The sequence below is a fragment of the Chloroflexus aurantiacus J-10-fl genome (assembly GCF_000018865.1).
Lineage (GTDB): Bacteria > Chloroflexota > Chloroflexia > Chloroflexales > Chloroflexaceae > Chloroflexus > Chloroflexus aurantiacus.
Genome location: NC_010175.1, coordinates 1,773,012 through 1,784,813 on the forward strand (window position 1 = coordinate 1,773,012; position 11,802 = coordinate 1,784,813).

At 57.0% G+C, this 11,802-nt stretch carries 10 protein-coding genes; 4 read left to right on the forward strand and 6 right to left on the reverse strand.

The features are described from left to right. Positions 1–2 precede the first annotated feature (2 nt). The 4 genes from CAUR_RS06665 (at position 3) to rnhA (ending at position 4,765) form a co-directional block, all read left to right on the forward strand. Entirely contained in the window at positions 3–893 is an 891-nt protein-coding gene (locus CAUR_RS06665) for a carbohydrate ABC transporter permease (protein ID WP_012257156.1), read from the forward strand. 66 nt (positions 894–959) lie between these two features. Then, positions 960–2,306, forward strand: coding sequence for an ABC transporter substrate-binding protein (locus tag CAUR_RS06670; protein WP_012257157.1), 1,347 nt, complete (start codon positions 960–962; stop codon positions 2,304–2,306). Positions 2,307–2,615: 309 nt separating this feature from the next. Beyond that, the gene (locus tag CAUR_RS06675; protein ID WP_012660645.1) at positions 2,616–3,380 is read left to right on the forward strand and encodes a hypothetical protein; all 765 of its coding nucleotides are present in this window, start codon (positions 2,616–2,618) and stop codon (positions 3,378–3,380) included. A 590-nt stretch (positions 3,381–3,970) separates the two neighbouring features. Then, positions 3,971–4,765: a ribonuclease HI gene (rnhA, locus tag CAUR_RS06680; RefSeq protein WP_012257159.1), complete on the forward strand. Its 795-nt coding sequence runs from the start codon at positions 3,971–3,973 to the stop codon at positions 4,763–4,765. Positions 4,766–4,859: 94 nt separating this feature from the next. On the opposite strand, the gene dapB is transcribed toward rnhA, so the two are convergent. From dapB to CAUR_RS06710, 6 genes are all read right to left on the reverse strand, one after another. Further along, a complete protein-coding gene (gene dapB / locus CAUR_RS06685; RefSeq protein WP_012257160.1) occupies positions 4,860–5,660 on the reverse strand; it encodes a 4-hydroxy-tetrahydrodipicolinate reductase in 801 nt (266 codons plus the stop codon). Between the two features lie 27 nt (positions 5,661–5,687). Next, the gene (locus tag CAUR_RS06690) at positions 5,688–6,197 is read right to left on the reverse strand and encodes a DinB family protein (RefSeq protein WP_012257161.1); all 510 of its coding nucleotides are present in this window, start codon (positions 6,195–6,197) and stop codon (positions 5,688–5,690) included. A 23-nt stretch (positions 6,198–6,220) separates the two neighbouring features. After that, positions 6,221–6,901, reverse strand: coding sequence for a Crp/Fnr family transcriptional regulator (locus CAUR_RS06695; protein WP_012257162.1), 681 nt, complete (start codon positions 6,899–6,901; stop codon positions 6,221–6,223). A gap of 43 nt (positions 6,902–6,944) precedes the next feature. Continuing rightward, a complete protein-coding gene (locus CAUR_RS06700; RefSeq protein WP_012257163.1) occupies positions 6,945–8,021 on the reverse strand; it encodes an aminopeptidase in 1,077 nt (358 codons plus the stop codon). A gap of 13 nt (positions 8,022–8,034) precedes the next feature. Next, positions 8,035–10,536 carry a U32 family peptidase gene (locus CAUR_RS06705; RefSeq protein ID WP_012257164.1) on the reverse strand — a complete coding sequence of 834 codons (2,502 nt, stop codon included), beginning with the start codon at positions 10,534–10,536 and terminating at the stop codon, positions 8,035–8,037. Between the two features lie 160 nt (positions 10,537–10,696). Further along, positions 10,697–11,698, reverse strand: coding sequence for a radical SAM protein (locus CAUR_RS06710; protein ID WP_012257165.1), 1,002 nt, complete (start codon positions 11,696–11,698; stop codon positions 10,697–10,699). Positions 11,699–11,802: the final 104 nt, after the last annotated feature.

The following is an 11,802-nucleotide window of genomic DNA, read 5'->3' on the forward strand; positions in this document are numbered from 1 at the left end:
TTATGATGACAACGAACGAACTCGAGCAATCATTTCCATCAACTGTTACCCGCCGGCGCTCGCTGCCGCTCTCGCTGCTGATGTGGCGTATCGCCGGTTACCTTGCCCTGATCGGCGCGGTGCTGATCATTGGCTTGCCGGTCTACTGGACCGTGATGGCAGCATTTAAAGAGACCCGCGAGATTTACTCGTTGCCAGTAACGTGGTGGCCGGCAAATCCGACGCTCAACAACTTTCCGGCGGCATGGCAGGCTGCTCCATTTGGCCGGTATTACCTGAACAGCTTCATTACCACCTTCTTCGGCGCTGCCCTCGAAGTCACCCTTGCCCTCTTCTCGGCCTATGCGCTGGCCTATCTGCGGTTTCCGCGCAAAGACCTGGTCTTCCTGCTCCTGCTGGCGGCGCTGATGATCCCGGTCGAGATCACGATTGTGCCGAACTATCTGACCATTGCCCGCCTCGGCTGGATTAACACCTATCAGGGCATCATCATTCCGGGGGCTGCCATCGCTTACGGAACCTTCTTGCTACGGCAGTCATTTCTGGCAATACCTCATGAAATCCTCGAAGCGGCACGAGTCGATGGTGCCGGCCACCTGCGCATCCTCTTCAGCGTAGTCGCCCCCATCGCTCAGCCTGCCATCGTAACGATGGCCCTGCTCTCAGTAGTAAGCAAGTGGAATGAATTTCTCTGGCCGCTCATTGTGACGAACACGACCGATATGCGCACATTACCGATTGGTGTCTTCTGGTTGCGTAACAGCGAGGGGTTCGCCAATTGGGGTGTCGTCATGGCCGGTTCGCTCTTTCTCATCGTACCGGTACTGATCGCCTTTCTGTTCGCCCAACGGGCAATTGTTGAAGGGATGACTGCCGGTGCGGTGAAGGGTTGACCCTATTCCTGGTGCAATACGGTTTTGTGCCGTATGCAAATAGTTTGATAGTAATGAGGAGCAATTATGAAACAGACACTCACCCGGCGCGAATTGTTGCGCCTGATGATGGCAGGTAGCGGTGCGGCGGTGCTGGCGGCGTGTGGAGCACAAAGCGGACAATCAACCGGTCAGTCCCCCACTGCCCCGGCGGTTGTTAGCCAGCCCGGCTCGACGGTCAAGATCACGTATTGGGGATCGTTCAGCGGTAACCTGGGTGAAGCCGAGCAAGCGATGGTCAAGGCGTTCAACGACTCGCAAGACGAAGTTGAAGTCGAGTATCAGTTCCAGGGCAGCTACGAAGAGACCGCGCAGAAGTTTACGGCGGCCTTGCAGGCCAACACCACCCCCGATGTCATCCTGCTCTCGGATGTGTGGTGGTTCGGTTTCTACCTTGCCGGTGCAATCACCGCCCTCGATGATCTCGCCCGCCAGGTCAATCTCGACTTCAGCGATTACGAGCCGGTGTTGCTGAACGAAGGGGTACGCAAGGGTGTTCACTACTGGATTCCGTTTGCCCGCAGCACGCCACTCTTCTACTACAACAAAGACATTTGGGCCGAGGCCGGCCTACCCGACCGCGCACCAGAAACCTGGGCCGAGTTTGCGGAATGGGCACCAAAACTGGTGAAGAGTGATGGGAGCCGGGCAGCCTTTGGTCACCCTAACGGCGCCAGCTATATCGCGTGGCTCTTCCAGGGTGTCGTCTGGCAGTTCGGCGGTCAGTATTCGCAACCCGATTTCACCATGACCATGACCGATCCCAACACCCTGCGCGCTGCTCAGTTCTACCAGGACACCGTGCTCAAAGAGAAGTGGGCAATCCTCTCGCCCAATCTGAATCAGGACTTTATCGGTGGTGCGATTGCGTCGATGATGGCTTCAACCGGTGCTCTGGCCGGTATTCAGGCGACTGCTACCTTCCCGGTTGGCGTCGGCTTCCTGCCCCGCGAGACCAACTTCGGGTGTCCGACAGGTGGTGCCGGCCTGGCGATTGTCAGTCGCGCACCCGCCGAGAAGCAACTGGCCGCGATGAAGTACATCGCGTTTGCGACCAGTTCTACCAACGCCGGGATGTGGGCACGCAGCACTGGCTATATGCCGGTGCGCATCAGCACAAAGCAAACCCCGGAAATGGTTGAGTTCTTCAATCAGAACCCGAATTTCAAGACCGCAGTCGATCAGTTGCCGAAGACCCGTGCCCAGGATGCGGCTCGCGTGTTCGTGCGCAACGGCGATCAGATCATCGGCAAGGGCCTGGAGCGGATTATTGTCAATGGCGAAACACCAAGTGCCGTCTTCGCCGAGGTTAACAATGAATTGACCCAGGCTGCGCAGCCAATTCTGGAAGACCTGAAAGCTGTTGAGGGCTAGGTCCTTTCGGTATCTGATCAGGAGCGTGAATCGGTCTGCTCTACAGGCCGGTTCACGCTCCAACGCCCGGCCTGGACGAGAGGGCTGATACGGTAACGCATGTGTTCAACGCTGTTGTGTGGCAACCGGCGGTAAGGGTGCAACAGTACAGAGAACCAACAACATTGCTATTTTCCTTTGTCGCGAAAGCTACGTCGAGTACCAATTGTGCGCAGGTAATAGCATCCCTCACCGATCAGGTATTATTGCTGTGTGCGCATAGATACGTATAGGCGCTATGGCACAACAACATTATTTCACCCGGTCGCTATGTTGACCATCACCAATCCCAAAATTGCCGGTTTTAAGCCGTGCTGGGCTACGTACCGGGGCTTGACCATCTTGTTCGACAATATTGGATTACGGCGCGACGGGCCATGGTTAAGACTCGATTGCGCTCTTGACGCCATTCCCGAATATACACTCTACCGCGGTCTGCGTGCCGCGATGTGTTCCCTCAACACCGATGATCTGTTACGCCGGTATCTGTTTTGTGCTCTGCCGCCGGCAACGTATCACGTTACGCTTTGGGATGGACCAAACGATGGCAATGTTGCCCATGCGCTGCCAGAGGTGCGGCAGCGCATTGAAGATTTGCTGATCGATATTCCCGGTGCGCTCAGCCACGGCAATCTCATCAGCGGCACGATTGCCGGTTCACCACTGATCCGGCGGCGCGGCTGGCAGGTGAGTTTTACCGTGCAGAGGCTGGTTATTGTTCATCAAGCCGCTCTGGTAGCATTGCTGGCGCCCACCGCAGAGACACTGGATACCTTCACTACCCTCAACGGCCTGCGCAGCTCCTGGAACGCTACTTTCCGCAGTCGCTTCGGCATAGCCGCTTATGAACCGTACATGCCGCACATTACCCTCGGTTATTTTGCGCACGCAGCGCTGGCCGAGGAAGCGCAGGCAGATGTACCGACCTGGGAAGAGGTTGTTTTGCAATACACTGCCGGCACCAGTATCACGTTTCGCAGTGCCAGCCTCTACGGGATGCTTGATATGGTTACCTTCTTTCGCACGGTTCGTTAAGGGTTGGGGAAACCACGAGTCTGTATATTATCCCGCCCATATCAAATCTTAATCGATACCGGCCATTATTACCTGTCACCAGACACGCGGTGAACCGTGACTATGCGTGCCCCACAACGATCTGTGGGCGTCGCCTGCATGATTCTTTAGGGGCGGGTTTAGAACCCGCCCCTACGGACGATACATTCGTCTATTCGCATTGCCGTACAAAGGGATGCGGCAAATAAGAGGTTGCCAAAGGGATACATCTTAGATCGCGTGCTAATTGACATCATGCGCTGACGTCTCTGCGCCATAAATAAAGAGAGACGTTGCAGTGCAACGTCTCTCCACTGGAGGAAGGGGTCACCGGTTCGGTAAAGCCTAGCGGGCCTCACCAGCGGTGACACCCATACGCTTACTACTACCCATGGGCATCACCTCCTTCACGCCTGACCGGCAATACAGTGTGCAAATACCGACATAGGTACTATACCCAAGGTTTATGTGAAAGTCAAGGGTCGAAGCGCAGAAGTTTGTGGCGAGTTTCAGATACGTGCAAAAAAGATGGTATAGTAACGCCGGTATCGAGTACAGAACCACAACAATGTATGGCGCAAAAAAAGCAATTCTATCTTGTGGTACGTGGCCGAAATCCCGGTCTCTATCAGCAGTGGTCAGGTGAGGATGGTGCATCTGCTCAGGTAACCGGCTTTCCCGGCGCACTCTACAAAGGCTTTTCAACCATAGCCGCCGCCCACGAGTGGGTAAGATCGTTGCCTGCGACCGAACAGACGCTGGCACTGCAATTGCTCGCTGACTACGAGCATGCGCCACACGCCGAAGCTGAACCGGATCAGAACACGCAACAGCCATTGTCACGACCGGCAACATCCCCCTCAGAGGACGCTTCTTCTTCCTCCACAAACGGGATTGTGATGATGTACACCGACGGTAGTGCTCTCGGCAATCCTGGGCCGGGCGGGTACGGCGTTGTGCTGCGCTACAATGACCATTACCAGGAACTCACCGGTGGTTTTCGGCTCACGACCAACAACCGCATGGAGTTAATGGCCTGTATTGTCGGGCTGCGTGCACTCAAGCGACCGGTGTCGGTACGCCTGCACAGCGACTCGCGCTACGTCGTCGATGCTTTTCGCAAAGGCTGGATACACCGCTGGCAGGCACAAAACTGGATGCGCAGCGAGACCGAACCGGTAAAAAATGCCGATCTCTGGGCTGAATTGCGCTTGCTGTGTGAAGGTCATCAGGTTGAGTTCGTCTGGGTGCCCGGTCATCAGGGCGTACCTGACAATGAACGTTGTCACGAACTGGCCATCGCTGCCGCAGCTCGCCCAGACCTGCCGCCGGATGTTGCCTTTGAGATGCAGTGGAGTCGCACATAAGCGCAATGATACCGGCGTGGATGTGCGAGCTGTGGGAGCCTCTGCACCGTACCTATGCGCACGAGCGGCATACCTGCTTCACATGCTCAGGTTTCTACAGCTCTAAGACACTATCAAGTCCCCGATGCAGACCAACCAGTTTCCCCACGCGCCGGATGGCCAACAGTGCTCCGGCGACATAGGGTTCGGCACTGGCACCGGCATCATGGCGAATGCTCAGCCGCTGGTCGGGCATGCCAAAGATGATTTCCAGCCCGATTGTGTAGCCCGGTAGACGCACCGAATGCACTTGCATGCCGTTTAGGCGGGCACCACGGGTTGCCGGAACACCCTGGGTTTGCTCAAGCGGTACGCTCAGATGCGACGAGCGAATCTGCCCCAGCCTGGCAGCCAGTTCACGCGCTGTCCCGCTCGGTGCGTCCGGTTTGCTATCGCGGGCATAATCGATGATCTCCCACTGTTCGATGTAGCGGGCAGCAATACTGGCAAACCGTTGCAGCAAGACGGCAGTCAAAGCAAAGTTGCCTGCTGCCAGCACGCCCCGTTGCTGCGCTGTTGCCACTGCATCAATCTCGCGATAGTCGTCATCACTCAGCCCCGAAGTACCAATCACCACGTGACATCCGTGTTGCAGGGCGGTCAAGACATTGGCTTTCGCAACGTCAGGACGGGTATACTCGAAAAAGACATCACACGGCTGCGTCAATGCTTCAGCAGCGGTCGCGTAGACAGGACACGTCAGTCGTGGTTCACCCAACACATCGGCCAGCGACTGCCCGGCAGCGCGGCGGCTTAGCGCAGCACTCAGCACAATATCGTCAGTTTGCGCAATCGCACGGGCAAGTGCCGAACCGGCCCATCCGGTCGCACCCGCCAGGCACACCCGAATCGTCATAGAAAACCTCGCCTATCGCTCATAAGGTCACCACTCACCGGCGTAGATCGTCTGATAAGGAACAACGTCTTGCGCCAGACAGGCCCAGTGCAGCTCGACCAACTGACGGAGATGCAGCAGATCGTGGGCTACCCAGGCTGCCAGCAAATCACCCGCACGTATGACACCAAATGGTGCAGTGTAGGTTGCGTTCCAGTCAGGTTGGTGCAGGCCACGCAACCATTGGATCGACTCGGCACGAGCTGTAAGGAAGCGCTCCAGGGTCGTAGTAAGATCGCCTTCGTTGTAGCGATGAGCTATCACCCAACCCTCTGGATCAATCGGTGGCCAGCGTTCTCCCGGACGGTGGAGTGTGTAGTCGAGGCGCACCCGAAAATCGTATTGCTCCTCATCGGCCAGATGACCAATCACTTCGAGCATCGACCACATTGCAGGTTGCGGCTTCCAACGCGCCTGTTCGAGCGATGCCCCTGCAAGCAATACCTGTATCCGTCTGGCATTATCACTGAGTTTCTGCGTCAGCACCGACACATCCACCGCAGTCTCCTTTCCGGTCGGCTTCAGCGCGCTTCGCTCCGCTGATACAGGCGCGTTCGATCACACACCGTGATTTGCCCGCGACTGCTGCTGATAAGCCCCTCCTCACTGAAGTCGGCCAGAATGCGACTGACGACTTCGCGCGATGTGCCTAGCTCGGCGGCAATTTGCTGATGGGTGAGATTGAGTGTAGGCGGATCACCAACAGCCTGCCGCAGCAGAAATGCCGCCAGGCGCACATCAACCCGTCGGAAGGCGATCTCGTCAATGATTGCCATTACCGATGCCAGCCGCCTTGAAAGCAGTTGAAAGACATAGTCACGCCAGGCGCTATAGCGCTCGATCCAATCGCGAAAGATTGCCTGACCAACCAGAAAGGCGGTTGCCTCACGTTCAACCACAGCGATTGCCGGGAACTGATGGTTACTCAAGACACAACTGGTAGTGAGAATGCAGCTCTCACCACGACCAAACCGATAGAGCGTAATCTCCCGTCCGGTTTCGCCAATTTTGAACACCCGAATCTGACCATCGGCAAGAATCGCAAAAAAGCTACACTCATCGCCTTCGGCAAAAACGGTTGCACCGCTTGCGATACGCATGAGTGTCGCCTGCGTAGCAAAATCGCGGGCAATGGCAGTAGATGGATCGCGCAAGAAGTCTAATAGATCACCCGCCAGATGCATTTCGTGCGGTTGCAACATTATCGCTCTAATGCTCCTGTCTAACGACGTGTAGGACGAACAGTTACACGATCAAACGTCCCTGATCAACGATCACCCGCTCATCGACCCGCAAACTGGCCGCACTGATCACAAAATCTATGTTGAGCGATGAGGCATTCGCTCCGCCCATATACCGGTTCTCGCCAAACGCAATGAAGAGTGCGCCCTGAATATGCTCATCAACGATTGTCCAGCCAATAGGATGGTGCAATCGCGGATTGAGGCCAATACCAATATGGCTGATCCGGCGTGGTTCACCACTGTGGCGGTCGAAGAGCGCATTGAGCTGGTCGGCTCCGCTGGCCGCTTCAATCTGCGTGACGCGACCACCGGCAAAGTGGAGATGAACGGCGCGGGCCGGGCCGGCCACCGGCAAGAAGAGATCGCCTTCGGCGCTCTCCTCAAGGACAGTAGTGTAGATTGATCCTGCCGGCAGGTTGATCACGATGGCTCCTGTCTCACCGACACTGGTGGTCAGTTGGCCGGTATCACACAACCACGGGCGTTCACCGTGGTCGAGTCGTAACTCATACCCCGGCCCACTCACGATGGTGATGGTAGATGCATTATGCAGTGCCGGCATGACCCGCTCGGTGATAGCACGCAGTTCTGCCGGTTCTACCAGCAACGCCGGCATCATGCGCAATTCCAGTTCTTCGTGACTGATGCCCAATTGGGCTGCTTTGCCAATGGTCGGGATGGCAGCAATGACCTGTGGAATACGCCGCTCCTCACGCACCATTTCCAGCCGGTCGTAGGAGGTACCGAAGGCGCACAGCGCTTCATCAGCCACCTGTTTCAGGTCTGGTTGCGCGCCGATCAGCGTCAGTGAGCGATCAACGAGTTTTAACCATTCGGCATATCGCTGATGTCGCTCGGTGAGCACCTCTGGCGGTGTCGTTGCCAGTAAACGTTCAACGTGCTGCGCCGGCTGAATGGCAATCAGTGGTTCCGCGCCAATGCTTTCCAGAGCCAGCAACACCGCGTGCAGCAGACGTTGATTGCCCGCTTCGTCACGAACCTCAATCAGCTCACTGCGTTGGGCGCCGAGTGCATCAACCAGGCGCCGGGCCAGTTGATCCCACAAACTCGCGACCATGAGCGTATCCTCTCTACTGTAGTGGAATGTACTGATAGTTTGCCGGTACGAAGAAGCTCCCCTCCGTCACGCCCTGCGGTGAGCACTGGCGTAAGCGACGGCCTAGCTCGGCTGCGCTGATCGTGTTGTGGAGATATGCCCGAAATGCCTCGCTGATAGCAGTGACCTGCGCCGCCGACTCGTGAACGAATTCCAGGCGGTAGTGCCCGATCCCGGCAGCCCGCCAGCGATCAAGGTATTTACTGGCTTCCTGCGCCTCGGCACCGAACACAGTATTGCGACAACCGACATCAGCAATCACCGGATGTTCTCGTCCATTTGTATCGCGTAATGCCACGTGATGCCGTTCGCAGGGCCGACCACAGTCTTTATAGCTGGTACCATTCGACAGAAACCGACAGAAGACGCAATGTTCGGTGTGGAAGACCGGAAGATGGTGGTAGGCGATCACCTCAATCCGGCTCCCGCCAATCCGCTCCGCCAGATGCGCGATCTGTTCGGCGTTGAGATCATGGGTGGGTGTTAATCGTTGCAATCCCAGTTTCAGCAGCAGATCGGCGGTCAGGACATTTGCGGCGTTCAGGCTGAAATCGCCAGTTAACGCTACGGTCGGATCATCGCGCAGCAGTTCGAGCAAGCCGGTTGAGCGTACCAGCAACGGGGTTTGTAGTTTGCGCAGAAACCGCACGATCCGCTCATCTTCGGGCTTGAGCACACGTGGGGCGGCGATCCGGGCGGGAATACCGGCGTCACGAATCTGAGCCAGCGCCGGCTTCAATCCCTCAAGATCAAGGTAGTCGAGCGTGATGCTATCAGGGCGCAGGGCAATCGCTGCCGCGAGCTGTTCGGGCGAACGCACCAACAGGTGCAGGTGCGGTGTTGCCGACGGTGCGGTCGGTTCTACTGCGGCCAGGGCTTCATCTACCACCTGATCGGGATTAAGAATGGTCAACGCGGGTGGTTGACTCTGCAATTCGGCGAGTTGCGTCGTTGCCTGACGGCGTAACTGGTTGAGCAGTGATACCGGTACGAAGGGATTGCCTTCAATCACCGCCGAAAGTTCGCTCAGAATGTAGGGCGTATCCCCCAGTCGACTGAGTTGATCACGTAACGTTGCTTCATCAAGCGGTCGGTTTTGCGCAGTTGTGAGCGATGTCTCACTCCGCACAACGACCGACAATGCCGGCTGATCGATGAGCGTCCACCTCATTTCCAGAGCCGTACCGGCGGATGCCTGGACGTGAACACGCACCGGTTGCCGGCGCACCGGCGCCGCCGGTTGGACGAAGGGGCGAGCAATCCGTTCGGTCTGCGGATCAGACGTGCGCCAGAGCAGATCACCGACCCGAATCCGGCGCGGATTGATCACCCCCTTCATAAACCGGATTGCCAGCCGGCCATCACCTACCGGTTCGACGGCGACGATCCGGCCACCCTCTTCCGGCTCCTCTGGACTACGCCAGTCGGCGGCATCGAAAACGACACCATCACCGGGTTTCAGTGGCGCTGCCTCACGCCCCGGCTCCGGCGTAATGATGATCGCATCCGACCGTACCTGTACGACGCGCCCCATCAGGAGACCACGATGGCGTGGTGCCCGTCCTTCAACAACTGCCTGATGATTGGTCCCCCGCAGGAAATGAGGCCCCAGACCACGCGAATACACCTGCTCAAGATGCAGCCGATCAGCCCCGGTCAGATCGGACGGCAAACCTGCCCATGCCGCATCGAGCGCCCGGCGATAGGCATTCGTCGTAATCGCAACATATTCAGCATCTTTGTAGCGACCTTCAATCTTAAGCGCACTGACACCCAGGCGCGCAATGGTTGCCATATCATCAATTGCCGCCAGATCACCCGGCGAGAGGAGATAACGAGCTGCACCCAGTGGTCGGTGCTCACCATCGACAATCATCTCATACGGCAACCGGCAGGCCTGCGCACACTGACCACGATTGGCGCTGCGCCCTCCCCATGCCTCCGAGGAAAAGCACTGACCGGAGTACGAGACACAGAGCGCACCGTGGACAAAGATCTCCAGCTCGATAGGGCTGCGGGCACGGATCGCGGCCACCTCTGCCAGCGATAATTCGCGCGCCAGTACAACCCGCGACACACCGTAGCGAGCCGCCAGTTCAACACCTTCTGCGCTGGTAATACTCATCTGCGTACTACCATGAATGGGAAGATCAGGCGCAATCCGGTGCGCAAGAGCCGCAATGCCGAGGTCTTGCACAATGATCGCATCGGCACCAGCAGCGGCAATCTCGGCCAGAGCATTTGCGGCAGCCCGTATCTCGTGATCGAACACCAGCGTGTTAAAGGTGACATACCCCTTCACGCCGCGCCGATGAAGCGTCTTCATCACGTCAGGTAATTCGCTGCGGGTAAAGCCTACCTTGGCCCGCGCCGTAAAATGGGTTAATCCAAAATAGACCGCATCCGCGCCGGCTTCAATGGCAGCATACAGTTGTGGCCAGTAACCGGCTGGACTCATTATTTCAGGTTTGCGCATAGCACGTCTCTCTTGTGGGTGTGGAATTGATCCTGTGCTCAATTCAAGACGGGCAACGAGCACAGGACACACAGTGTGCAACCAATAGTCGGTGAGGTGCTCTCGATGCTACGAATGCAGAACTCGCTCCTTTAGCGTCGTCTGCTGTTTAACAACAACATTACGTGCGATGCACCTTAAAGATCGATAGATACAAATTCGTGGCATAACCACAATTACTACAGCGATTGCCATCGAGACCAACCCGCCGGCTCACACCGTGCTGCCGATTAATCAGCGTTGCGTGGCAGGACGGACAACGTGTGGGCTGATTAGGCTCGTGACCGTAAATGAACTGCAAGCCACCCTCGTGGCCGATACGACGAGCCTGCTTGGTTGCCGCCGCCGTCTCGCTCCCGGCATCACCTGGCAACACATGCCACGGCGTTTCCTCACCCAGGGTCTTCTTGATCCACTCAACCAGATCACGCAGCTCATCGGGGTGATCATTGACGCCGTGATGAATACGGGTCGTAATTTCAATATGACATTTCCAGCGCTGCTGTGCCTCTTCGGCAAAACGGAGAATGTGGCGCCAGTCGCTTATCCCACCCAACCGTTGGTACGCATTATCGGAAAAGCCGCGCAGGTCGAGGCTAATGCCGTTAAGGTACGGTCCTAGTTCATTCAAGGCTTCCAGACTCAGCATACCGCTGGTTACAATCGCCGTATAGCGGCTGGCAGCACGGCTCAGTTGCAGCAGCGCCAGCACATATTCAAAATTGACCGCCGGCTCACCAAATGCCCACACCACACCGCGGCAAAGCCGTTCGAGCGCAAAATCGGCGGCCCGTTGCGGTTCAAGCCGACGCTGCTTTGCCGGTTCGGTTGGTAATGTGCCGTAAGGACCACGCTGCTGATCGATAGGTAGCGCATAGCCCCATCCGCCAATCGCCAACACCGTCGTATCCGGGAAGAAATGCCAGAGACGATGATCCTCAACCGGGCCAATCGCTGCTCCGCTGATCATGCCGTGATTGATCAATTCGATCCCTTCTTCACGACCGATACGCATGTGACAACGCCCAATCTCGCCCGGTGCCAGCGTGCAACGCCACTGACATGCCAGACACTGAAATGTTCCATCGGCAAGCGGTTGCGCTAATGTGGCCAGCGATGACATAGGATCGACGTTCCTTTATTGCTACGGACTGGCAATTTGCCGTTCATTCGAGTATAATGCCATGGGTGGCGGAGGGAAACCTTCCCTCCGCATACCATCTTTGG